This is a genomic window from Pseudomonas sp. RA_15y_Pfl1_P11 (genome assembly GCF_963970975.1).
In the GTDB taxonomy this organism is placed as follows: Bacteria; Pseudomonadota; Gammaproteobacteria; order Pseudomonadales; family Pseudomonadaceae; genus Aquipseudomonas; species Aquipseudomonas tritici.
The window spans coordinates 117,014-142,515 of record NZ_CAXAOY010000007.1 but is presented as its reverse complement, the minus strand read 5'-3'; the positions used below and the strand labels follow the sequence as shown (position 1 = coordinate 142,515).

Here is a 25,502-nt window from a genome sequence, read left to right as displayed (position 1 = left end):
ATCGCCACCATAAGGCCGACGTCGGCGGTGGAGAACAACAACATGTCCAGTAATTTCCTGAATCCGGTAACCACCCAGACCTGGGCCAATGGTCGGCACATCGTCCGTTGCGTCAAAGTCATCCAGGAAACCTGGGACGTGCGCACCTTCTGCTTCATGGCCGACCAGCCGATCCTGTTCTTTTTCAAGCCAGGGCAATTCGTCACCCTGGAGCTGGAAATCGACGGCCAGCCGATCATGCGCTCCTACACCATTTCCAGCTCACCGTCGGTGCCCTACAGCTTTTCGGTGACGATCAAGCGTGTGCCGGGCGGCAAGGTCTCCAACTGGCTGCACGACACGCTGCATGAAGGGCAGGAGTTGGCCGTGCACGGGCCGGTGGGGCTGTTTAATGCGATCGACTTCAGCAATACCAAAGTGCTTTACCTCAGTGGCGGTGTCGGCATCACGCCGGTCATGTCCATGGCGCGTTGGTATTACGATACCAACGCCAATGTCGACATGACGTTTATCCACAGCGCCCGCTCGCCCAAAGACATCATTTATCACCGCGAGCTGGAACACATGGCATCGCGGATCGACAACTTCAGCCTGCACCTGATCTGCGAGAAACATGGATTGGGTGAGCCTTGGGCGGGTTATCGCGGTTACCTGAACCACAAGATGCTCGAACTAATGGTGCCGGACTTCCTCGAGCGTGAAGTGTTCTGCTGCGGCCCCACGCCGTACATGAACGCGGTTAAGCGTCTGCTGGAGGTCGCCGGTTTTGACATGACGCGTTACCACGAGGAATCCTTCGGTGCAACGCCACCGGAAGCCCGTGCGGACGCGGTGGAACAAGCCGAACAAGCCGCCGACGCACCGGAAGTCGATCTGGCGGATCTGCACCAAGTGGAGTTCATCGCGTCGGGCAAGAGCATTCGCGTGGCACCGGGCGAAACCGTGCACGCGGCTGCGGCCAAGCTTGGGCTATTGATCCCGAAAGCCTGCGGCATGGGCATCTGCGGAACGTGCAAGGTGATGAAGCTGGGTGGCGAGGTCGAGATGGACCACAACGGCGGGATCACCGAAGAAGACGAAGCCGAAGGCTACATCCTGTCGTGCTGCAGTGTGCCGAAGGGGGATGTGCGCATCGAGTTCTGATGCTCATACAGCCTTGGCCGACGGTCCTGATGAACGTGATTGTGACCGCTGATTGATTTGTCCCGGGCCTGCGCCAGGGGCAGGTCAGCGACCAACTGTTGTTCCTCCGGGCGGGAGGCTGCGCCGGCCAGTGGGTAGCCGTCAGCGTCGACGATCACCGAACCGCCCACCCAGTTTACCCCACGCTCCTCGCCATAGCGGTCGCACGCGGCGATGAACATGCGGTTGACTGCCGCATTGGCCTGGACCCGCACGATCTCTGCCGGCCTTTCACCGGCGGGGCGTGGGCCGTCAGGCCAGTTCACCGGGACGCAGAGCAAGTCGGCTTGCGCCAGCGCAGGCAGGCGCACCCACTCGGGCAACTCCAGGTCGTAGCAGATCATTACGGCGATCCGCCCGACGGCGGTGTCGACCACCGGAGGTGGTGCATCACCGGGGGTAAAGATCAGTTTCTCGCGGTCCCACAGGTGTGCCTTGCGATACACCGTCAGGCGCCCGGTGGGTTCGACCAGCGCTGCACTGTTGGCGACGTGTGGCGCGTTCAGGCGCTCGCAGAACCCCGCTACGATGACGATTCCCAGCTCGTGCGCCAGGTTTTTCCACAGTCTCAAGGTCGGGCCGTCGAGCGTCTCCGAGACACGGTAGGCTTCGTCTTGGTCGAAGAACGCGTAGCCGCTCTGGATCAGCTCCGGCAGAACGACCACCTGGGCGTCGAGGCTGGCTGCACTGCGAATCGCGCGCTCGGTCAGTGCTCGGTTGTAGTCGGCATCGCCGATATGCGGCGCCAGTTGATGGCAAACGACGCGTAGCGGTTTCACGTCAAGTCTCCTTCCAATGCGCGCTCGCTGGCGTGCATAGCGCGCGATTCGGCGGCGTGGTCGAGTTGGCGGCTCATCACGCAGTAAACCACTGCCGAGACCGCCAGGCCGATGACGAACGCAATATCGGCACCGTCCAGCATCAGGCTGATCGGGCCTTGATAAAAACCCAGCGACATGAACGGAATCATAGCCGCCAGGCCGAGGAAATACGCGACCAACCCGGCCCTCGACCAGCGACCATAGATGCCAGCGGGATTGAAAATATCGCGGATGGCGTAGCGCCCTTTTCGTACGACATAGAAGTCTGCGAGGTTGACGGCCGTCCAGGGCACCAGGAAATACAGCATCAAGAGCACGAAGGTATTGAAGCTGCTCAGGTAGCTCTCAGGGATGCTCAAGGCAATCACGAAAATGATTGCGGCCACCAGGCTGATCCCGACGATGCGGCTCTTGATCCTGGGTTTGATCGGGACAAAACCGTCAATGGCGCTGATCCCGGTGAGCATCGCGCCATAACAGTTGACGGCCATGATGCCGACCAGCGCCGGTACGGCAATCAGCACGGTAAAGGTGCCAAACCCAGGCAGCAGTTGGTTGCCCACGGCCTGCACACTGCCAATGGCGTCGGGTGAGGGCAGCGCCGAGGCCAGGAATGCCCCCAACGACATCAACCACAGCGCCGAGCCGGCAGCCCCCAGGTAGGTCCAGAGGATGACACTGCGCGACGGCGTGTTGTGGGGCAGGTAGCGCGAGTAATCCGAGACATACACGGCGTAGCTGATCTGATAGCCCGCAGCGGCTGACAATTGGATCAGGAAGGCCGACCAGGAAAAATGTGCGTCGGCCACGGCTGAATCGGCCTGCAGGTGCAGCAAGGCTGCGACGGTCAGGACCGCGAAGACACTGATCATCACGTAGGTCAGCCAGCGTTGCACGGTGTGCAGGAGGTCGTGACCGATGACGGCGATCACCACCGCGAGGATGATCATCAAGGCATACCAGGGCGCGCGGTGGCCGGGCAGCACGGTATTGATGGCATCGGTCGCCAGAATCACATTGAACACGTTAAAGCCGATGTACACGAAGACCACCGCGATAAACGGCACGATGGCGCCACGCAGGCCGAATTGGGCGCGCGACTGGATCATCTGCGGCAAACCCATGCGCGGTCCCTGGTTGGCGTGGAACGCCATGGCGAACGTGCCCAGGCACACGCCGATCACGATCGCCAGGATCGCGTACACCAGGCTCAGTCCCAAGGCCGCCCCGGTAAACCCGGTGACCATGGTGGTCAGCACGAAGTTGCCGGTGAACCAGAACGGCGCCTGATGCCACACCTTGCCGTGGCGTTCATTGCGCGGCACGTAGTCGATGGAGCGGGTTTCGATTTTCAGCGTGCTGGAGGGGGGAGCGGCCGATCGGTCGGAGGGCATGTTCATAGGTATCACGGTCTGTTTTTTATTGAGTGAGTTGCGCAGCGTCTTGTAAGCAAAAAAACAATTGAATCGGCATTTTCAAATAATCACTTTATGAATGTCTGAACTGAGTGCGCAAAACCCTCTGGAATAAGGTTTGCATTACTGATCCACTTTTTATTTCCAACGGATATAGAGACATTTCCTACGAATCACTACGCTGAAGATCACACTCGTCGTAGTCGCCCTTCGCAGTGAAGCAGTAGGTGGACGTCCTGTTTGCACGCCAAGGATAATTGCCATGTCTGCTATTCCCTCCCGAAGTAAAGGCGCTGCGCGCTTGCTTGCCAACGATGTCACTGCACTGATTCCTGACTTTCCTTTTCATTACCGCCGGTTCCTTGATACCGCCGTCATTAACGGCACTCCGTTGGCGCAGGTTTCCAGCCTAGCGTATGGCAGCAAAGTGTTGATCGTCGGCGCAGGCGTTGCGGGAATGGTGACGGCCTATGAAGCCATGCGCATGGGTTTACACCCTGTGGTGGTAGAGGCCAGTGATCGTATCGGTGGCCGGCTGTATTCCTACGTGGCGGGTGATCCGCAAGATCCCGCTAACAGTGTGATCTGTGAAATGGGGGCGATGCGTTTTCCTGTTTCAGGCAAGGCGTTGATGCACTATTTCGAGAAGGTCGGCATGACGGCCAACTCGGCGGACTTTCCCAACCCTGGTTCGGCGGCAACCTCCAGTACGGTAGTTGACTACCAGCAAAAACAGACCTATTACGAAGGCAATAACCTGCCGCCGGAATACGCCGAAATTGAGCGGTTGTTGTTCGAGGTGTTCCTTGAGCAGGACCCGATCAAGTTCACCGAAATGGAAGCGGCAATGTCCGAGGACAGCATTGATCAGGCCAAGATAAAGACCTTGTGGAACGCAATCCTGGATGCGGGTTGGGACAACCTCAGTTTTTTTGCCGCGATGGTCGAGCAGGCGGGGTGGAGTCGCGAAGACATTGATCTGTTCGGCCAGATCGGCTTCGGCACCGGCGGTTGGAACACCGACTATCCCAATTGTTTCCTAGAGGTGCTGCGGGTGCTGTATACCGGGCTGGATACCAACCATAAGTTGATGTTCGACGGTTCCAGCGAGCTGCCAACGCGGTTATGGAGCCGCGCCCCGGAGACCTTTGGCGACGCCATGGCGCATTGGTCTGTGGGCACCACTGTCCAAGGCCTGACGACCCAAGTCATTGATCAGCCTTTAAAGCAGGAAGTGCGGCAGATCATGCGTCGCCCGGATGGCGAGTTCGACGTATGGGTGTATGACCATAATCTGGGAAACGACCGTCAATACACTTTTCCTGCCGTGGTCTACACCCCTCACAAGCGGATCCTCGACAAATTCCGCTACATGGATGGTGCCGCCCGCTTCAACCAAATGAATGACCTGTTATCCCCAAAGGAATGGGAAGCGGTGATGTACACACACTACATGCAATCCGCCAAAATCTTCGCGCAAACCCAGCGGCCTTTCTGGACCGATGTGGAAGCAGATTTTCAACACAAGATGAGCGTGACCCTGTCGGATCGCATCACCCGTGGCACCTACCTGCTGGACTACAGTCAAGGCCTCGGATCTTACAGGGGGAGCGGTATGTTTTTGTCTTATACCTGGAATGACGACAGCCTCAAATTCCTGGGGGATCGCAGTGCGCCGCAGCCGTCCCACGTGCAGGTGTGCACAAGCTTGCTGGACAGCGTGTACGCCCCTCATCAGTTGAACCTGGCGGCTGAGTTCGGCATGACCAACCCCTTTGTCGAAATCAACTGGGAGGAGCAGCCGTTTTTCCTGTGCGCGTTCAAAATGAATCTGCCGGGCCAGTACGAGTACCAGCGCTTGCTGTTTTCTCAGTTCATGAACGGTGTGCAGGGGCCGAAACCCGATGGATTCATTCTGGCGGGTGACGACGTTTCGTTCACGGGAGGCTGGGCAGAAGGAGCGGTGACGACGGCCTTGAATGCCGTGAATAAGCTGGCGTTGAAATTCAACGGTGGGACCTTTCTCACAAACCGCGGCCCTATTGATGATTGGCAAGCGCTTCAACCGAAGGCCTTGTGAGCGAAATCACATCAGTCCCGCGTCGCAGGTCATGAGTCTGCGGCGCGGGCCTTAGTGGTTAGCGGACGAAAAGGTTGATGAGGTATCCGCCGGATGCTGTCATTTCGAACTCTTTTCCAGTCACGGTAAAGGTTTTGGACGGCTCGATGATGGTGTCGCCGACGTTGGCCAGCTTCCTGAGGTCGTCCAGGCTGACGAGTGTGGCGTCGACGTCGGCGCGCAGCTGAGAGTCAGTGGTGTAGCATTGAATTTCCATGATGTTGCCCTCTATAGGATTTCCATTTCCAGCCGAGTGTTCGGCAGGCAGTCAGCCCCGGAAAAACGCGTCCGTCTGTTCGGGGTGACAAGATCCTACTCAAGGCAGGGGGTAGATAGATACTGTCAGAAATACGTACAAACAGTCTCTGAAACGCTGCTCAAAGCCCCGTGGTTTCAGGCCTCCATCACTTTCCGAATATCCGCCGCCAATTCTCTTACACGTTCTTCCTCGGTATCCCACGCACACATGAAGCGTGCACCGCCTTTGCCGATAAAGGTGTAGAAGCGCCAGCCCTTTGCGGTCAATGCGGCAATCGCCGGTTCCGAGAGTTGCAGGAACACACCATTGGCCTGCACCGGGAACATCAGCTCAACGCCAGGAATATCCGCCACCAGGCGGCTCAGCAGTTGTGCGCAGTGGTTGGCGTGACGGGCGTGTTTGAGCCAGGCGTCGTTTTCCAGCAGGCCTACCCAAGGGGCGGAGAGGAAGCGCATTTTCGAGGCCAACTGGCCCGCTTGTTTGCAGCGATAGTCGAAGTCTTCCGCCAGTTTGTGGTTGAAGAACAGGATCGCTTCGCCTACCGCCATGCCGTTTTTGGTACCGCCAAAGCACAGCACATCCACGCCAGCCTTCCAGGTCAGGTCCGCTGGCGAGCAGCCGAGGAAGGCGCAGGCGTTGGAGAAGCGCGCGCCGTCCATGTGCAGGTTCAGCCCCAGTTCCTTGCAGGTCACACTGATAGCGCGAATTTCTTCCGGGGTGTACACGCTGCCGACTTCAGTGGCCTGGGTAAGGGTGACCACGCGCGGCTTGGGGTAGTGGATGTCCTGGCGCTTGAGGGCGATCTCGCGGATCGACTCCGGGGTCAGCTTGCCGTTTTCGGTGCGTGCGGTGAGCAGCTTGGAGCCGTTGGAGAAAAACTCCGGCGCGCCGCATTCGTCGGTCTCGACGTGGGCCGTTTCCGAGCAAATCACGCTATGGTAGCTCTGGCACAGCGAGGACAGCGCCAGGGAGTTGGCCGCTGTACCGTTGAAGGCGAAGAACACTTCGCAGTCGGTTTCGAATAAGTTGCGGAAACCGTCGGCGGCGCGATGGGTCCATTCATCATCGCCGTAGGCGCGCTGATGGCCTTGGTTGGCTTGTTCCATGGCGGCCCAGGCTTCCGGGCAGATGCCGGAATAGTTGTCACTGGCGAATTGTTGGCTCTTGTCGGTCATGGCCCATTCCTGTGGTCGATGTTGGGGCGCACTGTAACCAAGATTGTCGCGGGTGCGCACGTACTGTAAATGCAAAGTCACTGGGGAATTATGCACGGTACTGAAACGATTTCTGTCGGACCCGTCCGTGATGGCGCTTTGGATTTGCTCAAGTGGCTGGCGCTGTTGAGCATGGTGCTGGACCACCTGCGTTATGTCGGTTTGAGCCTGGATGGCCTGTATGTGCCGGGACGCCTGGCATTCCCGTGGTTTTGCCTGGCGATTGCGGCGAACCTGCATCGGGCGAGAAACGCACCGGTCATAAGCCAGTGGCGGTATTTGGGATGGTTGTTGCTGTTCAGTGTGATCAGTGAGGTGCCGTATCGGATGTTCATCGACGATGCCGATACGTTGAATGTGTTGCCGACGTTGGCGCTGGGGTTGCTGATTGCCCGAGGATGGCAGCAAAAGGCGCTTTTTGATCGAGGATTGGCGTTGATTGCTGTCGTAATCGGCGCTGTATTTTCCACGCACCTGATGTTCGGTTTTTTCGGTGTGTTGCTGCCGCTGGCGATGCTGTTGGTGTTTCGCCGGCCCTGGTATTTCAGCGTGTTGCCGGGGTTGGTGTGTGTGGCCGCCAATCAATGGCAGATTCTGCTTAATAGCGGCACGCCTGTCGCGTTGATGGGGTTGGCCGCCTGCTTGATCGCGCCATTGGCGGGATTAGTTCTTTTACGACACGCCAAACACGTTTCACCCCCGGCCATGCGCCGTTGGGCTTACGCCCTCTACCCCCTGCATTTCCTTCTGCTGCTGCTCGTTCGCAAGATCATCGCGTAACCCTTGTGGGAGCTGGCTTGTCGAATCGTCGAACCGCTGCGATGGCATCACCTCGGTTCTGCTTAGAGACCGAGGTGTCTGCATCGCAGGCAAGCCAGCTCCCACACAAGCCCATTCCCACATTTGTTTCGGTGTTGTTCACGCCATGTCGTAAACGCACCTTTGCGTGGCGTCCGTAGGCATTTGGTCCAGAGGCGTCAGCCCTACCATCGCATCAAAGGGCTCTGCACGGGCCTCAACAATACGAAAGGCTGGGAGAGACGCGATGTTCAGCAAACAAGACCAGATCCAGGGATATGACGACGCACTGCTGGCGGCGATGAATGCCGAGGAGCAGCGTCAGGAAGATCATATCGAGCTGATCGCGTCGGAGAACTACACCAGCAAACGCGTCATGGAAGCCCAGGGCAGCGGCCTCACCAACAAATACGCCGAAGGTTACCCGGGCAAGCGCTATTACGGCGGTTGCGAGCATGTGGATAAAGTCGAAACCCTGGCCATCGAGCGCGCCAAGCAGCTGTTCGGTGCCGATTACGCCAACGTGCAGCCGCACTCCGGTTCCTCCGCCAACAGCGCGGTGTACCTGGCCCTGCTGAACGCCGGCGACACCATCCTCGGCATGAGCCTGGCCCACGGCGGCCACCTGACCCACGGCGCCAAAGTGTCGTCCTCGGGCAAGCTGTACAACGCGGTGCAATACGGCATCAACACCGACACCGGTTTGATCGACTACGACGAAGTCGAGCGTCTGGCCGTGGAACACCAGCCGAAAATGGTGGTGGCCGGTTTCTCCGCCTACTCCAAGACCTTGGATTTCCCACGCTTTCGCGCGATTGCCGACAAGGTCGGCGCGCTGCTGTTCGTCGACATGGCCCACGTCGCAGGCCTGGTTGCCGCAGGCCTGTACCCTAACCCGCTGCCGTACGCCGATGTGGTCACCACCACCACCCACAAGACCCTGCGTGGTCCGCGTGGCGGCCTGATCCTGGCCAAGGCCAACGAAGCCATTGAAAAGAAGCTCAACGCCGCTGTATTCCCCGGTGCCCAGGGCGGCCCGCTGATGCACGTCATCGCTGGCAAGGCCGTGTGCTTCAAGGAAGCCCAGGAGCCTGGCTTCAAGGTCTATCAGCAACAAGTGATCGATAACGCCCAGGCCATGGCGCAGGTGTTCATCAAACGCGGCTACGACGTAGTGTCCGGCGGCACCGATAACCACCTGTTCCTGGTCAGCCTGATCCGTCAGGGCCTCACCGGCAAAGACGCGGACGCCGCCCTCGGTCGCGCCCACATCACCGTCAACAAGAACGCCGTGCCGAATGACCCGCAGTCGCCGTTCGTGACCTCGGGCCTGCGCATCGGCACCCCGGCGGTGACCACGCGTGGTTTCAAAGTGCCGCAGTGCATCGAACTGGCCGGCTGGATCTGCGACATCCTCGACAACCTCGGCGACGCCGATGTCGAGGCCAACGTGGCCAAGCACGTGTCTGCCCTGTGCGCTGATTTCCCGGTTTATCGCTGAGCGCGGTTTTGGAGTAATGACTATGCAACGCTACTCAGGCTTCGGCCTCTTCAAGCACTCACTCAGCCACCACGAAAACTGGCAGAAGATGTGGCGCACGCCGACCCCTAAAAAGGTCTACGACGTGGTCATCGTCGGCGGCGGCGGGCATGGTCTGGCGACCGCTTACTACCTGGCCAAGGAGCACGGCATCACCAACGTGGCCGTGGTCGAGAAAGGCTGGCTGGGCGGCGGTAACACCGCACGCAACACCACCATCGTGCGTTCCAACTATCTGTGGGACGAGTCGGCGCATTTGTATGAACACGCGATGAAGCTGTGGGAAGGCCTGTCCCAGGACCTGAACTACAACGTGATGTTCTCGCAGCGCGGCGTGTATAACCTGTGCCACACCCTGCAAGACATTCGTGATTCCGAGCGCCGCGTCAGCGCCAACCGCCTCAACGGCGTGGACGGCGAACTGCTCAACGCCAAACAGGTAGCGGACGAGATCCCGTACCTCGACTGCTCGAAAAACACCCGCTACCCGGTTCTCGGCGCCACCGTGCAACGTCGCGGCGGCGTGGCCCGCCATGATGCCGTGGCCTGGGGCTTCGCTCGCGCGGCTGACGCACTCGGTGTGGACTTGATCCAGCAGACCGAAGTGATCGGCTTCCGCAAGGAAAACGGCGTGTGCATCGGCGTGGAAACCAACAAGGGCTTCATCGGCGCCAAGCGCGTCGGTGTGGTCACGGCCGGTAACTCCGGGCACATGGCCTCGCTGGCCGGTTTCCGCCTGCCGATCGAATCCCACCCGCTGCAAGCGTTGGTGTCGGAGCCGATCAAGCCGATTATCGACAGCGTGATCATGTCCAACGCCGTGCACGGTTATATCAGCCAGTCCGACAAGGGCGATCTGGTGATCGGCGCCGGTATCGACGGCTACAACGGCTACGGCCAGCGCGGTTCGTACCCGGTGATCGAGCACACCGTCCAGGCCATCGTCGAGATGTTCCCGGTGCTGTCGCGGGTGCGCATGAACCGCCAGTGGGGCGGCATCGTCGACACCACGCCGGATGCGTGCCCGATCATCTCCAAGACGCCGGTTCCGAACATGTTCTTCAACTGCGGTTGGGGCACCGGTGGTTTTAAAGCGACTCCGGGCTCAGGCAACGTGTTTGCCGCCAGCCTCGCCAAGGGTGAAATGCACCCGTTGGCTGCCCCTTTTTCCATCGACCGTTTCCACAACGGTGCGTTGATCGATGAGCATGGCGCTGCGGCCGTCGCCCACTAACAGGAGAAATTCCCTATGTTGCATATCTTCTGTCCTCACTGTGGCGAACTGCGCTCCGAAGAGGAATTCCATGCGTCCGGCCAAGCGCATATCCCGCGCCCGCTGGACCCGAACGCCTGCACCGATGAAGAGTGGGGCGACTACATGTTCTTTCGCGATAACCCGCGTGGCCTGCATCACGAACTGTGGATTCACGCCGCCGGTTGCCGCCAGTATTTCAACGCAACCCGCGACACCCTGACCTACGAAATTCTTGAAACTTACAAGATCGGCACCAAGCCGCAATTCACCGCCAAGGCTGCTGGAGAGAAGGTATGAGCCAGACCAATCGCCTGTCCAACGGTGGCCGGATCGACCGCAATAAAGTCCTCACGTTTACCTTCAACGGCCAGAGCTACAAAGGCTTTGAAGGCGACACACTGGCCGCCGCCTTGCTCGCCAACGGCGTCGACATCATCGGCCGCAGCTTCAAGTATTCGCGCCCACGCGGCATCTTTGCTGCGGGCGCCGAAGAGCCGAACGCGGTGCTGCAGATCGGCGCCACCGAAGCCACCCAGATTCCCAACGTGCGCGCCACGCAACAAGCGCTGTACCAAGGTTTGGTCGCCACCAGCACCAACGGCTGGCCAAACGTGAACACCGACGTGATGGGCATTCTCGGCAAGGTCGGCGGCAAGCTGATGCCACCGGGTTTCTACTACAAAACCTTCATGTACCCGCAATCGTTCTGGATGACGTACGAGAAGTACATCCGTAAGGCGGCTGGCCTTGGCCGCTCGCCGACCGAGAACGACCCGGACACCTACGACAACTTCAACCGTCACTGCGACGTGCTGGTGGTCGGCGCAGGCCCTTCGGGTTTGGCCGCTGCACTGGCTGCTGCGCGCAGCGGTGCACGTGTGATCATCGCCGATGAGCAGGAAGAGTTCGGTGGTTCGCTGCTCGACTCGCGCGAAAGCCTCGATGGCAAACCCGCTACTGATTGGGTTGCCAGCGTGATCGCTGAACTCAAAGCCCTGCCGGACGTGGTGCTGCTGCCCCGCGCTACCGTCAACGGTTATCACGACCATAACTTCCTGACCATCCACGAACGTCTCACCGACCACCTCGGTGACCGTGCGCCGATTGGCGTGGTGCGTCAGCGTATTCACCGTGTGCGTGCCAAGCGTGTCGTCCTCGCGACCGGTGCGTGCGAGCGTCCATTGGTGTACGGCAACAACGACGTGCCGGGCAATATGCTGGCCGGCGCAGTTTCCACCTACGTGCGCCGCTACGGCGTGGCGCCGGGCAAGAAACTGGTGCTGTCGACCAACAACGACCACGCCTATCGCGTTGCGCTGGACTGGCTCGACGCCGGCCTGCAAGTGGTGGCCGTGGCCGATGTGCGCCACAACCCACGCGGCGCGCTGGTTGAAGAAGCCCGTGCCAAAGGCATTCGCATCCTCACCGGCAGCGCCGTGATCGAAGCCCGTGGCAGCAAGCATGTGACCGCTGCCCGCGTGGCGGCGATTGATCTGAAAGCACACAAAGTCACCAGCCCAGGCGAATGGCTTGACTGCGACCTGGTGGCCAGCTCCGGCGGTTACAGCCCGGTGGTCCACCTGGCCTCGCACCTGGGCGGCAAGCCGACCTGGCGTGAAGATATCCTCGGTTTTGTACCGGGCGAAGCACCGCAGAAACGCGTGTGCGTCGGTGGTATCAACGGCGTCTACGGCCTTGGCGATTCCCTGGCGGATGGTTTTGAAGGCGGCGTGCGCGCGGCCAGCGAAGCCGGTTTTGCGCCGGTGGAAGGCGCACTGCCAAAAGCGCTGAACCGCCTGGAAGAACCGACGCTAGCTGTTTACCAAGTGCCGCACGACAAACCCACCGCACGGGCGCCAAAGCAATTTGTCGACCTGCAAAACGACGTGACTGCCGCCGCCATCGAACTGGCGACCCGTGAAGGTTTCGAGTCGGTTGAGCACGTCAAACGCTACACAGCCCTGGGCTTCGGCACCGACCAGGGCAAGCTGGGTAACGTCAACGGCCTGGCGATTGCCGCGCGTTCGCTGAACGTGACCATCCCGCAGATGGGCACCACCATGTTCCGTCCGAACTACACGCCGGTGACGTTCGGCGCGGTGGCGGGCCGTCACTGTGGGCACATCTTCGAGCCGGTGCGCTACACCGCGCTGCAAGCCTGGCACGTGAAAAACGGCGCCGAGTTCGAAGACGTCGGCCAGTGGAAACGCCCCTGGTATTTCCCGCGCAATGGTGAAGACCTGCACGCCGCGGTAAAACGTGAATGCCTGGCCGTGCGCGACAGCGTTGGTCTGCTCGATGCGTCGACCCTCGGCAAGATCGATATCCAGGGCCCGGATGCCCGAGAGTTCCTCAACCGCATCTACTCCAACGCCTGGACCAAGCTCGATGTGGGCAAGGCGCGCTATGGCCTGATGTGCAAGGAAGACGGCATGGTCTTCGACGACGGCGTCACTGCTTGCCTCGCCGACAACCACTTCCTGATGACCACCACCACTGGCGGCGCCGCCCGTGTGCTGCAGTGGCTGGAAATCTACCAACAGACCGAGTGGCCAGACCTCAAGGTGTACTTCACTTCGGTCACCGACCACTGGGCGACCATGACCCTGTCCGGGCCCAACAGCCGCAAGCTGCTGGCCGAAGTGACCGACATCGACCTGGACAAGGACGGCTTCCCGTTCATGACCTGGAAGGAAGGCCTGGTCGGTGGCGTACCGGCTCGCGTGTTCCGGATTTCGTTTACCGGTGAGCTGTCGTACGAAGTCAACGTGCAGGCCGACTACGCCATGGGCGTGCTGGAAAAAATCGTCGAGGCCGGCAAGCAGTACAACCTGACCCCGTATGGCACTGAAACCATGCACGTACTGCGGGCGGAGAAGGGCTTCATCATCGTCGGGCAAGACACCGACGGCTCGATGACCCCGGACGACCTGAACATGGGCTGGTGCGTAGGTCGTACCAAACCGTTCTCGTGGATCGGCTGGCGCGGCATGAACCGTGAAGACTGCGTGCGTGAAGAGCGTAAGCAGCTGGTTGGGCTCAAACCGATCGATCCAACCGTGTGGCTGCCGGAAGGCGCGCAGCTGGTGTTCGATCCGAAGCAGTCGATTCCGATGAAGATGGTGGGTCACGTCACATCAAGTTATGCGCACAACTCCCTGGGTTATTCGTTTGCCATGGGCGTGGTGAAGGGCGGCTTGAAGCGCATCGGCGAACGGGTGTTCTCACCGCAGGCGGATGGCAGTGTGATCGAGGCAGAGATTGTGTCTTCGGTGTTCTTTGACCCGAAAGGCGAACGCCAGAACATCTGATAGACCGAGTCGCGGCCTTCGCGAGCAAGCCCGCTCCCACGGGAGCGGGCTTGCTCGCGAAGACGCCAGTAGCCGCACAACAGAATTCAGGAAAGGTGCTTTATGACAGCAGCCAATGTGTACCAACAACGCCCAACCACCGGGGCCAAGGCCGAGTCGTCGCTGCACCATGCCGACCTCGCCAGCCTGGTCGGCAAGGGGCGCAAGAACGCCGGTGTGACCGTGCGTGAGAAGAAACTCCTGGGCCACCTGACTCTGCGCGGCGACGGCCATGACCCTGCCTTTGCCGCCGGCGTGCACAAGGCCCTTGGTATTGAGCTGCCAGCTGCTTTGACGGTGATCATCAAAGGCGAAACCAGCCTGCAATGGCTCGGTCCGGATGAGTGGCTTTTGATCGTGCCAAGCGGTGAAGAATTCGCCGCCGAGCAAAACCTGCGTGCCGCCCTAGGCGACCTGCATATTCAGATCGTCAACGTCAGCGGCGGCCAACAGATCCTCGAACTCAGCGGCCCGAATGTGCGTGACGTGCTGATGAAGTCCACCAGCTATGACGTGCACCCCAACAACTTCCCGGTGGGCAAGGCGGTGGGCACGGTGTTCGCCAAGTCGCAACTGGTGATCCGTCACACCGCTGAAGACACCTGGGAGCTGCTGATTCGTCGCAGCTTCTCGGATTACTGGTGGTTGTGGTTGCAGGATGCCTCGGCTGAGTTCGGTTTGAGCGTCCAAGCCTGAGGAGTGACCCATGAGCCGCGCACCTGATACATGGATTTTGACCGCCGACTGCCCCAGCGTGCTCGGCACGGTGGATGCGGTCACCCGCTACCTGTTCGAGCAGGGCTGCTACGTTACCGAGCACCACTCGTTCGATGATCGGCTTTCCGGGCGATTTTTTATTCGCGTCGAATTTCGCCAGCCCGACGGTTTCGACGAGCAAGGTTTCCGCGATGGCCTGGCCTCTCGCGGTGAAGCCTTTGGCATGATCTTCGAGCTGACAGCGCCGAACTACCGGCCAAAAGTGGTGATCATGGTCTCAAAGGCCGATCACTGCCTGAACGATCTGCTGTACCGCCAGCGCATCGGCCAACTGTCGATGGACGTGGTTGCGGTGGTGTCCAACCACCCTGATCTCAAACCTTTGTCCGACTGGCACCAGATTCCCTACTACCATTTCCCCCTCGACCCCAACGACAAACCGTCCCAGGAGCGCCAGGTGTGGCAGGTGGTGGAAGACACCGGCGCCGAATTGGTGATTCTTGCGCGCTACATGCAAGTGCTGTCGCCGGAGCTGTGCCGCAAGCTGGATGGCAAGGCCATCAATATCCATCACTCGTTGTTGCCGGGGTTCAAGGGCGCCAAGCCGTATCACCAGGCGTACAACAAGGGCGTGAAATTGGTTGGCGCCACGGCGCATTACATCAACAACGACCTGGATGAAGGCCCGATCATCGCCCAGGGCGTGGAGGTGGTGGACCACAGCCACTACCCCGAGGACTTGATTGCCAAGGGGCGCGATATTGAAGGGCTGACACTGGCCCGGGCGGTGGGGTATCACATTGAGCGGCGGGTGTTTCTCAACGCCAATAGAACTGTGGTGCTCTGACTGACGCCTTCGCGAGCAAGCCCGCGAAGAGGCCCCAACTAACAACGCAAAAACAGCATCTGTACCCGAGCACTTAACGCGCTGCCCACCCAACGGGCAACGCGGTTCCATAAAAACAACAGCGAGGTGAAAGCATGTCTGGTAATCGTGGTGTCGTGTATCTCGGCAACGGCAAGGTCGAAGTACAGAAAATCGACTATCCCAAAATGCAGGACCCCCGTGGCAGGAAGATTGAGCACGGCGTCATTCTGCGCGTGGTCTCCACCAATATCTGCGGCTCCGACCAACACATGGTGCGCGGCCGTACCACTGCTCAGACCGGCCTGGTGCTGGGTCATGAAATTACCGGTGAAGTGATCGAAATGGGCACCGGCGTCGAAAACCTGAAAATCGGCGACCTGGTCTCGGTGCCGTTCAACGTCGCCTGCGGCCTCTGCCGCTCCTGCAAAGAACAACACACCGGCGTGTGCCTGAGCGTCAACCCGGCGCGCCCGGGCGGTGCTTACGGCTACGTCGACATGGGCGACTGGACCGGCGGCCAGGCCGAATACGTACTGGTGCCATACGCCGACTTCAACCTGCTGAAACTGCCGGACCGCGACAAGGCCATGGAGAAAATCCGCGACCTGACGTGCCTCTCCGACATCCTGCCGACGGGCTACCACGGCGCCGTCACTGCCGGTGTTGGCCCTGGTAGCACCGTCTACATCGCCGGCGCTGGCCCGGTCGGCCTGGCCGCTGCCGCTTCTGCGCGCCTGTTGGGCGCTGCGGTGGTGATCATCGGCGACGTCAACCCCATCCGCCTGGCCCACGCCAAGGCGCAAGGGTTCGAGATTGCCGACCTGTCCACGGACACCCCGCTGCACGAACAAATCGCCGCGCTGCTGGGTGAGCCGGAAGTGGATTGCGCCGTCGACGCCGTAGGCTTCGAAGCGCGCGGCCACGGCCATGAAGGCGTCAAGGCGGAAGCCCCGGCCACCGTACTCAACTCGCTGATGGGCGTGGTGCGCGTGGCGGGCAAGATCGGTATCCCAGGCCTCTACGTGACTGAAGACCCGGGCGCCGTGGATGCCGCCGCGAAAATGGGCAGCCTGAGCATTCGCTTTGGTCTGGGCTGGGCCAAATCCCACAGCTTCCACACCGGCCAGACCCCGGTGATGAAGTACAACCGCCAACTGATGCAGGCGATCATGTGGGACCGCATCAACATTGCTGACATCGTGGGTGTGCAGGTGATCAGCCTGGATGACGCGCCACGCGGGTATGGCGAGTTCGATGCGGGTGTGCCGAAGAAGTTTGTGATTGACCCGCATAAGATGTTCAGCGCGGCGTAAATCCCAGACACACAGCGATCCAAATGTGGGAGCGGGCGTGCGCGCGAAGGCGGTGGTTAAGTCAGAGCCTCTTTGACTGACCCAATGCCTTCGCGAGCAAGCCCACTCCCACAGGGTTTTGGCGTATCAGCGGTAGGCCAGTGCGCCCTGATACACCGTCGGGCCGGTTGGCTGCTTGCTCAACGACCCCCCCTTGGTCTCCGAGCTCACCAGCAACTCCACTGGCTTGCGAATGCTGGCCTGCTGGCGTGGGTTCAATCCAATGATGCCCTTGCCATCTTCCGGCAACAGCCCCAACGAAACAGGTTTGCCACCCTCGGGCATGGCCCACAGCTCCAGGCTGCGGTCGGGCTCAGGTGCCGCCGTGGCGATCGGTTCAACTTCGAGGTAATCCTTGTGCGCCATGACCTGCGCTGCCGGCTGTTGGGTGGTGGTCACCAGCGTAGCGGCGGATTTGACGGTGTCCTGAGTGTAGAGCGCGCCGCCGAGGCCGGCGACGATGGCCACGCACACGCCGATAAACACGCGAGGACGGCTCCAGAACGGGGGTTTTTGCTCGATCACTTGGGGGCGGGTCGCGCTCATACGGCTGTTCCTGGCATTTTTTTGAATTCATTCCATGGACTGCCACCCTGCGATTGGGTTCCTTGGACTGCCCGGAACAATGGGCCGGATGCCCAGTCAAACGCCTGCTTTCACCCCTACACCCAGAGGTTGTTTCGATGAAGATTTCACGCGGTTTCGCCCTTTCCTGCCTGATGACCCTGGCAGCCGGCCCGGTGTTCGCCGCAGGCTTCAGCCTTGGCGACGCGGCCAATGCCATTTCCGGTATGCAGGGTGGCAACAACAAGGCTGCCGCTGCCGCACCGTCTTCCGAGACGGCCGGTTTGCTGAGCGCACTGACCTCTGAACTCAACATCACCCCCGAACAAGCGGTCGGCGGCACTGGCGCCATGCTGGGCCTGGCCAAGAACAAGCTGAGCGGGAACGAGTACTCGCAATTGGGCAACAGCGTGCCGGGCCTCGACCAGTTGTCGGGCAACAACGCATTGGGCAGCCTCGGGGCCTTGAGCGGGATGCTCGGCCAGGCCGGTGGCAGCAAGACCAGTGGCCTCGACGGCCTGCTGGGCAACGTGAAGAACACCAATGACCTGAACACCGCGTTCAGCGCACTGGGCATGGACAGTGGAATGGTTAGCCAGTTTGCGCCGGTGATCCTGCAATATTTGGGCGGCCAGGGTGCCAACAGCGCCTTGCTGGGCAAGTTGGCCCAGGCCTGGGGCACTGGCCGCTAACGACTTTGCGCGCGCAGTTGCTCGATGCGCGCATCCTTCTCCTTCCAGAGCTGGTTCACCCAGTTCTGGACGGTCTGGCGAAAGGCCGGATCGTTCTCGTAATTCCCCTGCCACAATGCCGGATCCAGCTCACGGGTACGGATATCGATGATCACCTTTGGCACTGCGCCACTGATCAAATCCCAGAACCCCGGACTCTTTTGCTGCGGATAGACAACCGTCACGTCGAGTACCGCATCCAGCTGTTCCCCCAGCGCCGCCAGCACAAACGCCACGCCACCCGCCTTGGGTTTGAGTAGCCGGGTAAACGGCGAATCCTGTTGCCTGCGCTTGGCTTCGGTGAACCGCGTGCCTTCCAGATAATTGACCACCGTCACCGGCTGGCGCTTGAACAGCTCGCAGGCCTCTTTGGTGATCTTTAAATCCTGCCCGGCCAGTTCCGGGTGCTTGGCGAGGAATGCCTTGGTGTAGCGCTTCATGAACGGATAATCCAGCGCCCACCAGGCCAGGCCGAGGAAAGGAACCCAGATCAGCTCTTTCTTCAGGAAGAATTTGAAGAACGGCGTGCGACGGTTGAGGGCCTGGATCAGCGCTGGAATATCCACCCAGGATTGGTGGTTGCTGATGACCAGGTAGGAGGTATCACCGCGTAGGTCTGCGCCACCGCGAATGTCCCATTGGGTCGGGATGCACAGCGCGAAGATCAGCTTGTCGATCTCGGCCCAGGTCTCGGCGATCCACATCACCGCCCACGACATGGCGTCACGAGCGCGACCGGGGGCCGCCACCTTGAGCAGGGCAAACACCATCAGCGGGCCGATCAGGACCAGGGTGTTGAGCAATAACAACAGTGAGACAAAACAGCCGGTGAGCAGGCGGCACATAAGCAACTCTTGCAATCCTGTGGGCGGGTCATGATAAGCAGCTTGAGTCTAGAGGCCAAATCGCAAATTACCGGACGAATGTTTCACAATGTGCCGGGTATGCTGGGGCGAGCTAACTAAGTGCTGCCTTTGCGGTCTAGAATCCGCCTACTTCTTTCCGAGGAAATCACTTCGTGAAACTGCTCCTTGCCTCGCTCGCCCTGGTTGCCCTGCCTGTCATGGCTGGCGAACCGACCCTTTACGGTCGCTACGAATACATCCAATTGCCGGAGATCGGCGAAACCTTCAAGGCCAAGATGGACACCGGCGCGTTGACCGCCTCGCTGTCGGCGCGTGATATCCAAACCTTCACCCGTGATGGCGACGACTGGGTGCGCTTCCGCCTCGGCGGCAAGGATGCCTCCAACAAAGTCTACGAACACAAAGTCTCGCGCATCAGCAAGATCAAGAGCCGCGCCGACGAAGACGATGACAAAGACGAAGCGACAGTGGCCAAGCGCCCGGTAATCGATCTGGAAATGTGCCTGGGCAACGTCAAGCGCACCGTCGAGGTTAACCTCACCGACCGCAGCAGCTTCAACTACCCGTTGCTGATCGGTGCCAAGGCCCTGCGTGAATTCGGCGCTGCGGTAAACCCGGCCCGTCGTTACACTGCTGACAAACCGGACTGCTGACGGAACACCATGGCGCATATCCTGATTGTCGAAGACGAAGCGGCGATAGCCGACACGCTGATATTCGCCCTGCAAGGCGAGGGGTTTACCACCACCTGGCTGAGCCTTGGCCAGGAGGCGCTGGCCCACCAGCGCCAGACGCCGGCTGACCTGATCATCCTCGACATCGGCCTGCCCGACATCACGGGGTTTGAAACCTGCAAGCAACTGCGCCGCTTCAGTGAAGTACCGGTGATGTTCCTCAGCGCGCGGGATGGCGAGATCGACCGTGTGGTGGGGTTGGAGATCGGTGCCGACGATTATGTGGTCAAGCCCTTCAGCCCGCGGGAGGTGACCGCACGAGTCAGGGCGATCCTCAAGCGAATCGGCCCAGGGGCTGCGCCCACAGTGTTCCAGGTTGATCTGGAACGTATGCAGATCGCTTATCGCGGCCAGCCCTTGAGCCTGACGCGCCATGAATTTCGCCTGCTGCAAAGCCTGCTGGAACAACCCGAGCGTGTCTTCAGCCGTGAGCAATTATTGGACGCTGTCGGCGTGGCGGCAGATGCCGGCTACGAGCGCAATATCGACAGCCATATCAAAAGCCTGCGTAGCAAATTACGCAGCGTGGCTGCCGATGCCGAGCCGATCCAGACCCATCGCGGCCTCGGCTACAGCTACAGCCCGAGCAATAGCTGATGCGCCTGGGGCTGCGGATTTTCCTGGTGTATGCGCTGTTTATCGGCCTCACCGGCTACTTCGTGCTCAGCACTGTCATGAAGGAAATCCGCCCCGGTGTGCGCCAGTCCACCGAAGAAACCCTGGTGGACACCGCCAATCTGCTGGCCGAGATCCTGCGCGATGACGTCAAGAACGGCACCCTCGGCCAAAGCCACTGGCCGGCATTGCTCAAGGCCTACGGCAATCGCCAGCCGGGCGCGACCATCTGGGGCCTGCCGAAAAACCAGGTCAACCATCGCATTTATGTGACCGACGCCAAGGGCACCGTGTTGCTCGACTCCACGGGCGAAGCGGTGGGCCAGGACTATTCCAAGTGGAACGACGTGTACCTGACCCTGCGCGGTGAATACGGCGCCCGGTCCACTCGCAGCGCAGCGGATGACGCCACCTCGTCGGTGATGCACGTGGGCGCGCCGATCCGTGACAATGGCCAGATCATCGGGGTGGTCACCGTGGCCAAACCGAACAGCTCATTGCAGCCCTATGTCGACCGCACCGAGCGGCGCCTGCTGTGGTACGGCGCGGGCCTGGTGATTCTGGGTCTGCTGCTGGGCGCACTGCTGTCGTGGTGGCTGAGCGCCGCGCTGCGCCGGTTGACGGCTTATGCCGAAGCGGTCAGCGAAGGCCGGCGTGCCGAGTTGCCGCATTATAGGGGCGGCGAACTCAAGCAGTTATCCACCGCCGTGGAACACATGCGTACGCAGTTGGAAGGTAAGGCCTATGTCGAACATTACGTGCATACCCTGACCCACGAATTGAAAAGCCCGTTGGCGGCGATACGCGGCGCGGCGGAGTTGTTGCAGGGCGATATGACCCGCGAACAACAGCAGCGTTTTGTCGGCAACATCGACAGCGAAAGTGCGCGCCTGCAGCAGTTGATCGAGCGCTTGCTGAACCTGGCGCAGGTCGAGCAACGCCAAGGCCTGGAAGAGCAGGCGAGTATCCCGTTGGCCGCGATGGTCGATGAGGTCATCAAGGCCCAGTGCGCGCGCATTGAAGGCGCCGGATTGTGCGTTGAACAGACGATTGCGGCGGATGTGCAGGTGTATGGCGAGCCCTTCCTGCTGCGTCAGGCGCTGGGCAATCTGCTGGACAACGCCCTGGATTTCACACCGCCCGGTGGCCAGTTGAAATTCAGCGCGCAGGCGCGTTACAACGAGGTGCAGGTGAGCCTGTTCAACCAGGCCGCGCCGATTCCCGACTACGCTCTGCCACGCCTGAGCGAGCGTTTCTATTCATTGCCACGCCCGGCCAGCGGGCGCAAAAGCACCGGGCTGGGCCTCAACTTTGTTGAGGAAGTGATGAAGCTGCACGGCGGTGCGTTGCAGATCGGTAACGTGCAAGGCGGCGTGCAAGTGGTACTGCATCTCCACACAGTCTCCACATTGCCCACATAAATCCCCCACACAGTCTGCTCAGACTCTCCCCATCAAAACAGGGAGAGACCCATGAACCGCAGCCTGCTTTTCAAACTTGGCGCGATTGCGCTGCTGATCCTGCTGTTGCTGATTCCGTTGCTGATGATCAACGGCATCATCAGTGACCGCCAGCAACTGCGCGATGGCGTACTGATGGACATCGCCCGCAGCTCCAGCTATGCCCAGCGTCTCACCGGCCCGGTGATGGTGGTGCCGTATCGCAAGACCGTGCGCGAGTGGAAGCTCAATGAAAAGCTCAACAAACGCTACGAAGTCACCCGCGAAGAGCGTGGCCGTCTGTATTTCCTGCCGGATCGTTTTGAGCTCGACGGCAAAGTGCAGACCGAACTGCGTGCGCGGGGCATCTACCAGGCGCGGCTGTTCCATGCCGATAACCGCATCAGCGGGCGTTTCGAGCTGCCTGCGCAGTTGGGCATCACCGAGAATTTTGCCGATTACCGTTTTGAGCGGGCATTTCTGGCGGTGGGTATCAGCGATATTCGCGGCATTGAAAACGCATTGAAGCTTGAGCTGGGCAGCCAGCCGCTGGAGTTCGAACCGGGCTCCCAGGTCGACTGGCTCGGTGAGGGGGTGCACGTGGCGCTGCCGGAGCAGGACACTAAAAAGCCCTACGTGGTGGATTTCGCCTTTGACCTACGCCTGCAAGGCACCGAGCAACTGCAAGTGGTGCCGGTGGGCAAGACCAGCCAAGTGTCACTCGCGTCCAACTGGCCGCACCCAAGCTTTATCGGCAACTTCCTGCCGGCGCAACGCGAGATCACCGACAAAGGCTTTAGCGCCAACTGGCAGACTTCATTCTTCTCCACCAACCTTGAGCAAGCCCTGCAGACCTGCCTGGACGGGCAAGGCTGTGACGACTTCAACAACCGCAGCTTCGGCGTCAACTTCATCGACCCGGTGGACCAATACCTCAAGAGCGACCGCGCGATCAAATACGCGTTGCTGTTTATCGCCCTGACCTTTGCCGGTTTCTTCCTGTTCGAAGTGCTCAAGAGCCTGGCGGTGCACCCGATCCAGTACGCCTTGGTGGGCGTGGCGCTGGCGTTTTTCTACCTGCTGCTGTTGTCGTTGTCCGAGCATATAGGCTTCGCCATGGCCTACCTTATCTCCGCCAGTGCCTGCGTGTTGTTGATTGGTTTCTACGTGTGCCATGTGCTGCGCAGCGTGGCCCATGGGTTGGGCTTCTCGGCGGGGTTGGCGGCGTTGTATGGCTTGTTGTACGGGCTGTTGAGTGCCGAGGATTATGCGTTGCTGATGGGGTCGTTGCTGCTGTTCGGCTTGTTGGGCACGGTGATGGTGTTGACGCGCAAACTGGACTGGTATGGCGTGGGCAAGCGCAAAGCGGCCGAGCCACTGCAGTTTGATTTGGAGGCGGTGCAATGATCGGGTTGCGCGAGGATCAGCAGATGAAGGCGCAGTTGGTGGCCAGGATAAATACGCTATTTCCTGATCTACGCGGCCCCAGTGTAGTGAGCGGGCTTGCCCCGCGCTGGGCTGCGCAGCAGCCCCAAAACCAGCCGCTGAGGAGTGCCTGATACACCCTTGGTTGCTTGATAGCCCCACGCGGGGCAAGCCCGCTCACTACAGAAAGGCTGTCGGCCCGGCGTGGGGGGAGTCTTGAGGTCACGCGGGCGGTTGCGTGTCCAGCATCGAAGGCCGCTGGCTGACCTCGGCATACCATGCGGCAAGCTGCGGGTTATCCGAGCGCCATTGCATATCCGGATGACGGAAATCCAGGTAACCCAAGGCGCAGGCCACGCTGATGGCGGCGATGTCGAAGTGGCTGGTCAGTTCGGCGATTGCATCCGCTTCTAACTCAGCGAGGCTGCGACGGATCTTGTTGCGCTGCTCGTCGAGCCATTGGTCCCAGTGTTTTTCCGCCGGTCGCAGGGCGGTCTCGTAACGCACCAGCACGGCGGCATCCATGATGCCGTCGGCCATCGAGGCCAGGGTCAGGCGGCGCCAGCGCGCCGAGCCGTCGCGAGGGATCAGCGGGTTGCCGACGTGCTGGTGGTCGAAGTAATCAAGGATCACCCGGCTGTCGTGCAGCACCGTGCCGTCCGCCAGGCGCAGGGCCGGGATCTTGCCCACCGGGTTGCCTTGCACCAGTTGGGCGTCCGGGTTGACCGGGGTCGGCATGCACCCGTGCAGGGCCACGCGATCTTGCTGGCCGGTTTCGGCCAGCAGCACACGGACCTTGCGCACGAAGGGTGAAGCGGGGTTGTGGAACAGGGTCATGCTGGGAGCGGACATGGGCATTCCTCAAGATAGGCAGTGGCTAGCCTAGAGGGTTGCATGACGGCTGGCGAGGCCCTTAGCCGCGCCGTTTGAACAATGCGTACACGCCTATAACTGCTGGCAGCCCTAAACCCACCCAACTGAGCGAATCCCACAGCCCATCCCCGAGCAACGCCGCAAACAACCCGGCGGCGCTGAGCAGGCCAATCCCCAGGGGAATGGCAAACACCTTCCAGAAATTCGACCGGCGCGGCTTCATGCCTTGCCCGCCTTGCGCCGCACGATCCACAAGTAAATCCCGCTCACCAGCACGATGATGGTCAGCACATCCAAGGCGGCCCAGAGGATTTTCATCGGCATGCCGCCGTAGTCGCCAAAGTGCAGCGGTTGGGACATGCCCATGGCGTCCATGTACCACGGCCGTTCGGCGATGGCGGTGACGGCCAGGGTACTGGCGTCGATCAACACCGGCGTGAGCAAGTGCGACGTCAGGTGGGTGCTGCCCTTCATGAACACCGCGTAGTGGTGCTCACTGGAAAAGCGCGTGCCGGGGAAGGCGATGAAGTCCGGCTGCATGCCCGGCGCGGCTTTGGCGGCGATGGTCAGCAACTCGGTGGCCGGGGCGCGTTGGGTCAGGGGGGGCGTGCTTTTATAGGGCTCGATCATCGCGCTGAGGCTGTCCTGGCGCCAGGCGGCGATGATCAGGTCGGCGCAGGCGCTGATTACACCGGTCACGCCCACCACCAGCGCCCAGGTCAACGTGACCACACCGATCAGGTTATGCAGGTCGAGCCAACGCAGGCGGGTGGATTTGTCCTGACGCACGGTGGCGAATGTCAGGCGGCGCATGAACGGCAGGTACAGCAGCGTGCCGGAGATAATCGCCAGTACAAACAGAATGCCCATGAACGCCAGCAACAACTTGCCTGGCAGACCGGCGAACATATCCACGTGCAACCGCAGCAGGAACAGGGTGAACCCACCGTTGGCCGCCGGGGTTTCCAGCGCTTCACCGGTGCGTGCATCCAGCATGAAAGTGTGCGACGCGTTGGGTTCGGTGCCGGCGGTGGCGGCCATGATTGCGATCACGCCGTTCTGGTCGTCTTCGTCCCAGGCCAAGTACTGCATGGCTTCGCCGGGGCGATGAGCCTGAGCTTTAGCCACAAGCTGCTCGAGGTTGAGCCGCGGCGTATCGGCGGGCATCTGCGCCAGTTCAGGCTCATTGCCCAGCAGGTGATCAATCTCGTGGTGAAACACCAGCGGCAGGCCAGTCAGGGCGAGCAGTAACAGGAATACCGTGCAGATCAGGCTGGTCCAGGTGTGGATGAAGGACCAGCGGCGGATGGTTTTGCTTTTCATTTTCTAACCTTCAGACACACGCAAGCCGCTCAAGGGAGCGGC

Annotated in this window: 24 protein-coding genes; 15 read left to right on the top strand and 9 right to left on the bottom strand. The window is 60.6% G+C overall.

All coding sequences use genetic code 11. The annotated features are described in order from the left end of the window. Positions 1–42: 42 nt before the first annotated feature. Entirely contained in the window at positions 43–1,143 is a 1,101-nt protein-coding gene (gene gbcB, locus AACY44_RS11380) for a glycine-betaine demethylase subunit GbcB (protein WP_339415343.1), read from the top strand. On the opposite strand, the gene AACY44_RS11375 is transcribed toward gbcB, so the two are convergent. Then, entirely contained in the window at positions 1,089–1,961 is an 873-nt protein-coding gene (locus tag AACY44_RS11375) for a nitrilase family protein (RefSeq protein ID WP_339530294.1), read from the bottom strand. The genes gbcB and AACY44_RS11375 overlap by 55 nt on opposite strands. Then, on the bottom strand, positions 1,958–3,397 hold the full coding sequence (locus AACY44_RS11370) for a purine-cytosine permease family protein (RefSeq protein ID WP_339415460.1): 1,440 nt from the start codon (positions 3,395–3,397) through the stop codon (positions 1,958–1,960). The genes AACY44_RS11375 and AACY44_RS11370 overlap by 4 nt, the downstream gene beginning before the upstream one ends. A 283-nt stretch (positions 3,398–3,680) precedes the next feature. Between AACY44_RS11370 and AACY44_RS11365 the strand changes: the two genes are divergently transcribed. After that, positions 3,681–5,498, top strand: coding sequence for a flavin monoamine oxidase family protein (locus AACY44_RS11365; protein WP_339415345.1), 1,818 nt, complete (start codon positions 3,681–3,683; stop codon positions 5,496–5,498). A 58-nt stretch (positions 5,499–5,556) separates the two neighbouring features. On the opposite strand, the gene AACY44_RS11360 is transcribed toward AACY44_RS11365, so the two are convergent. Together AACY44_RS11360 and AACY44_RS11355 are read right to left on the bottom strand one after the other, a co-directional pair. Further along, positions 5,557–5,754: a hypothetical protein gene (locus AACY44_RS11360; protein ID WP_339415346.1), complete on the bottom strand. Its 198-nt coding sequence runs from the start codon at positions 5,752–5,754 to the stop codon at positions 5,557–5,559. Positions 5,755–5,930: 176 nt separating this feature from the next. Next, the gene (locus AACY44_RS11355; RefSeq protein ID WP_339427672.1) at positions 5,931–6,971 is read right to left on the bottom strand and encodes a threonine aldolase family protein; all 1,041 of its coding nucleotides are present in this window, start codon (positions 6,969–6,971) and stop codon (positions 5,931–5,933) included. Positions 6,972–7,061: 90 nt separating this feature from the next. On the opposite strand from AACY44_RS11355, the gene AACY44_RS11350 reads away from it, so the two are divergent. The 8 genes from AACY44_RS11350 (at position 7,062) to fdhA (ending at position 16,851) form a co-directional block, all read left to right on the top strand. Beyond that, entirely contained in the window at positions 7,062–7,790 is a 729-nt protein-coding gene (locus AACY44_RS11350; RefSeq protein WP_339415348.1) for a TraX family protein, read from the top strand. Between the two features lie 265 nt (positions 7,791–8,055). After that, the gene (glyA, locus tag AACY44_RS11345) at positions 8,056–9,309 is read left to right on the top strand and encodes a serine hydroxymethyltransferase (protein WP_339415349.1); all 1,254 of its coding nucleotides are present in this window, start codon (positions 8,056–8,058) and stop codon (positions 9,307–9,309) included. A gap of 22 nt (positions 9,310–9,331) precedes the next feature. Beyond that, positions 9,332–10,582 carry a sarcosine oxidase subunit beta gene (locus AACY44_RS11340; protein WP_339415350.1) on the top strand — a complete coding sequence of 417 codons (1,251 nt, stop codon included), beginning with the start codon at positions 9,332–9,334 and terminating at the stop codon, positions 10,580–10,582. Between the two features lie 15 nt (positions 10,583–10,597). Then, entirely contained in the window at positions 10,598–10,900 is a 303-nt protein-coding gene (locus AACY44_RS11335) for a sarcosine oxidase subunit delta (protein ID WP_015886243.1), read from the top strand. After that, positions 10,897–13,914: a sarcosine oxidase subunit alpha gene (locus tag AACY44_RS11330; RefSeq protein ID WP_339415351.1), complete on the top strand. Its 3,018-nt coding sequence runs from the start codon at positions 10,897–10,899 to the stop codon at positions 13,912–13,914. Before AACY44_RS11335 ends, AACY44_RS11330 begins: the two co-directional genes overlap by 4 nt. Positions 13,915–14,016: 102 nt before the next feature. Further along, a complete protein-coding gene (locus AACY44_RS11325) occupies positions 14,017–14,649 on the top strand; it encodes a sarcosine oxidase subunit gamma (protein ID WP_339438181.1) in 633 nt (210 codons plus the stop codon). A gap of 10 nt (positions 14,650–14,659) precedes the next feature. Further along, complete coding sequence (gene purU, locus AACY44_RS11320; RefSeq protein WP_339415353.1) at positions 14,660–15,517, top strand: formyltetrahydrofolate deformylase; 858 nt, start codon at positions 14,660–14,662, stop codon at positions 15,515–15,517. A 134-nt stretch (positions 15,518–15,651) separates the two neighbouring features. Next, positions 15,652–16,851, top strand: a complete 1,200-nt coding sequence (fdhA, locus tag AACY44_RS11315) for a formaldehyde dehydrogenase, glutathione-independent (protein WP_339415354.1) — start codon at positions 15,652–15,654, stop codon at positions 16,849–16,851. A gap of 126 nt (positions 16,852–16,977) precedes the next feature. Here the strand turns inward: fdhA and AACY44_RS11310 are convergent, their stop codons facing one another. Further along, positions 16,978–17,436, bottom strand: a complete 459-nt coding sequence (locus tag AACY44_RS11310; protein WP_339415355.1) for an anti-sigma factor domain-containing protein — start codon at positions 17,434–17,436, stop codon at positions 16,978–16,980. Between the two features lie 137 nt (positions 17,437–17,573). Between AACY44_RS11310 and AACY44_RS11305 the strand changes: the two genes are divergently transcribed. Then, positions 17,574–18,146 carry a DUF2780 domain-containing protein gene (locus AACY44_RS11305; protein ID WP_339415356.1) on the top strand — a complete coding sequence of 191 codons (573 nt, stop codon included), beginning with the start codon at positions 17,574–17,576 and terminating at the stop codon, positions 18,144–18,146. Here AACY44_RS11305 and AACY44_RS11300 read toward each other — a convergent pair. Further along, complete coding sequence (locus tag AACY44_RS11300; RefSeq protein WP_339415357.1) at positions 18,143–19,030, bottom strand: acyltransferase; 888 nt, start codon at positions 19,028–19,030, stop codon at positions 18,143–18,145. The two genes, AACY44_RS11305 and AACY44_RS11300, sit on opposite strands and share 4 nt — an antisense overlap. A gap of 173 nt (positions 19,031–19,203) precedes the next feature. On the opposite strand from AACY44_RS11300, the gene rloA2 reads away from it, so the two are divergent. Genes rloA2 through creD form a run of 4 tightly spaced genes read left to right on the top strand, consistent with a single transcriptional unit; the run spans position 19,204 to position 23,246 of the window. Further along, positions 19,204–19,704 (top strand): retropepsin-like aspartic peptidase RloA2, encoded by a 501-nt coding sequence (gene rloA2 / locus AACY44_RS11295; RefSeq protein WP_339415358.1) that lies wholly within the window; start codon positions 19,204–19,206, stop codon positions 19,702–19,704. Between the two features lie 9 nt (positions 19,705–19,713). Then, positions 19,714–20,382: a two-component system response regulator CreB gene (gene creB / locus AACY44_RS11290; RefSeq protein ID WP_339415359.1), complete on the top strand. Its 669-nt coding sequence runs from the start codon at positions 19,714–19,716 to the stop codon at positions 20,380–20,382. Then, complete coding sequence (gene creC / locus AACY44_RS11285) at positions 20,382–21,821, top strand: two-component system sensor histidine kinase CreC (protein WP_339415360.1); 1,440 nt, start codon at positions 20,382–20,384, stop codon at positions 21,819–21,821. Before creB ends, creC begins: the two co-directional genes overlap by 1 nt. 51 nt (positions 21,822–21,872) lie before the next feature. Continuing rightward, positions 21,873–23,246: a cell envelope integrity protein CreD gene (gene creD / locus AACY44_RS11280; protein ID WP_339415361.1), complete on the top strand. Its 1,374-nt coding sequence runs from the start codon at positions 21,873–21,875 to the stop codon at positions 23,244–23,246. A gap of 240 nt (positions 23,247–23,486) precedes the next feature. On the opposite strand, the gene AACY44_RS11275 is transcribed toward creD, so the two are convergent. The 3 genes from AACY44_RS11275 to AACY44_RS11265 all read right to left on the bottom strand — a co-directional run bounded on the left by AACY44_RS11275 (position 23,487) and on the right by AACY44_RS11265 (position 25,460). Further along, on the bottom strand, positions 23,487–24,116 hold the full coding sequence (locus AACY44_RS11275; protein WP_339436928.1) for a glutathione S-transferase: 630 nt from the start codon (positions 24,114–24,116) through the stop codon (positions 23,487–23,489). Between the two features lie 61 nt (positions 24,117–24,177). Next, entirely contained in the window at positions 24,178–24,360 is a 183-nt protein-coding gene (locus AACY44_RS11270; protein WP_339415363.1) for a hypothetical protein, read from the bottom strand. Beyond that, on the bottom strand, positions 24,357–25,460 hold the full coding sequence (locus AACY44_RS11265; protein WP_339415364.1) for a PepSY-associated TM helix domain-containing protein: 1,104 nt from the start codon (positions 25,458–25,460) through the stop codon (positions 24,357–24,359). Before AACY44_RS11265 ends, AACY44_RS11270 begins: the two co-directional genes overlap by 4 nt. Between the last annotated feature and the right edge of the window lie 42 nt (positions 25,461–25,502).

Excerpts from the sequence above, each read along its gene's own strand:
- AACY44_RS11365 (WP_339415345.1), top strand. The coding sequence starts at position 3,681 with ATGTCTGCTATTCCCTCCCGAAGTAAAGGCGCTGCGCGCTTGCTTGCC.
- AACY44_RS11355 (WP_339427672.1), bottom strand. The coding sequence starts at position 6,971 with ATGACCGACAAGAGCCAACAATTCGCCAGTGACAACTATTCCGGCATC.
- AACY44_RS11360 (WP_339415346.1), bottom strand. The coding sequence starts at position 5,754 with ATGGAAATTCAATGCTACACCACTGACTCTCAGCTGCGCGCCGACGTC.
- AACY44_RS11325 (WP_339438181.1), top strand. The coding sequence starts at position 14,017 with ATGACAGCAGCCAATGTGTACCAACAACGCCCAACCACCGGGGCCAAG.
- purU (WP_339415353.1), top strand. The coding sequence starts at position 14,660 with ATGAGCCGCGCACCTGATACATGGATTTTGACCGCCGACTGCCCCAGC.
- AACY44_RS11350 (WP_339415348.1), top strand. The coding sequence starts at position 7,062 with ATGCACGGTACTGAAACGATTTCTGTCGGACCCGTCCGTGATGGCGCT.
- gbcB (WP_339415343.1), top strand. The coding sequence starts at position 43 with ATGTCCAGTAATTTCCTGAATCCGGTAACCACCCAGACCTGGGCCAAT.
- AACY44_RS11270 (WP_339415363.1), bottom strand. The coding sequence starts at position 24,360 with ATGAAGCCGCGCCGGTCGAATTTCTGGAAGGTGTTTGCCATTCCCCTG.
- AACY44_RS11335 (WP_015886243.1), top strand. The coding sequence starts at position 10,598 with ATGTTGCATATCTTCTGTCCTCACTGTGGCGAACTGCGCTCCGAAGAG.
- AACY44_RS11370 (WP_339415460.1), bottom strand. The coding sequence starts at position 3,397 with ATGCCCTCCGACCGATCGGCCGCTCCCCCCTCCAGCACGCTGAAAATC.
- AACY44_RS11305 (WP_339415356.1), top strand. The coding sequence starts at position 17,574 with ATGAAGATTTCACGCGGTTTCGCCCTTTCCTGCCTGATGACCCTGGCA.
- creC (WP_339415360.1), top strand. The coding sequence starts at position 20,382 with ATGCGCCTGGGGCTGCGGATTTTCCTGGTGTATGCGCTGTTTATCGGC.
- AACY44_RS11340 (WP_339415350.1), top strand. The coding sequence starts at position 9,332 with ATGCAACGCTACTCAGGCTTCGGCCTCTTCAAGCACTCACTCAGCCAC.
- AACY44_RS11330 (WP_339415351.1), top strand. The coding sequence starts at position 10,897 with ATGAGCCAGACCAATCGCCTGTCCAACGGTGGCCGGATCGACCGCAAT.
- AACY44_RS11300 (WP_339415357.1), bottom strand. The coding sequence starts at position 19,030 with ATGTGCCGCCTGCTCACCGGCTGTTTTGTCTCACTGTTGTTATTGCTC.
- AACY44_RS11275 (WP_339436928.1), bottom strand. The coding sequence starts at position 24,116 with ATGTCCGCTCCCAGCATGACCCTGTTCCACAACCCCGCTTCACCCTTC.
- AACY44_RS11265 (WP_339415364.1), bottom strand. The coding sequence starts at position 25,460 with ATGAAAAGCAAAACCATCCGCCGCTGGTCCTTCATCCACACCTGGACC.
- AACY44_RS11310 (WP_339415355.1), bottom strand. The coding sequence starts at position 17,436 with ATGAGCGCGACCCGCCCCCAAGTGATCGAGCAAAAACCCCCGTTCTGG.
- fdhA (WP_339415354.1), top strand. The coding sequence starts at position 15,652 with ATGTCTGGTAATCGTGGTGTCGTGTATCTCGGCAACGGCAAGGTCGAA.
- creD (WP_339415361.1), top strand. The coding sequence starts at position 21,873 with ATGAACCGCAGCCTGCTTTTCAAACTTGGCGCGATTGCGCTGCTGATC.
- glyA (WP_339415349.1), top strand. The coding sequence starts at position 8,056 with ATGTTCAGCAAACAAGACCAGATCCAGGGATATGACGACGCACTGCTG.
- creB (WP_339415359.1), top strand. The coding sequence starts at position 19,714 with ATGGCGCATATCCTGATTGTCGAAGACGAAGCGGCGATAGCCGACACG.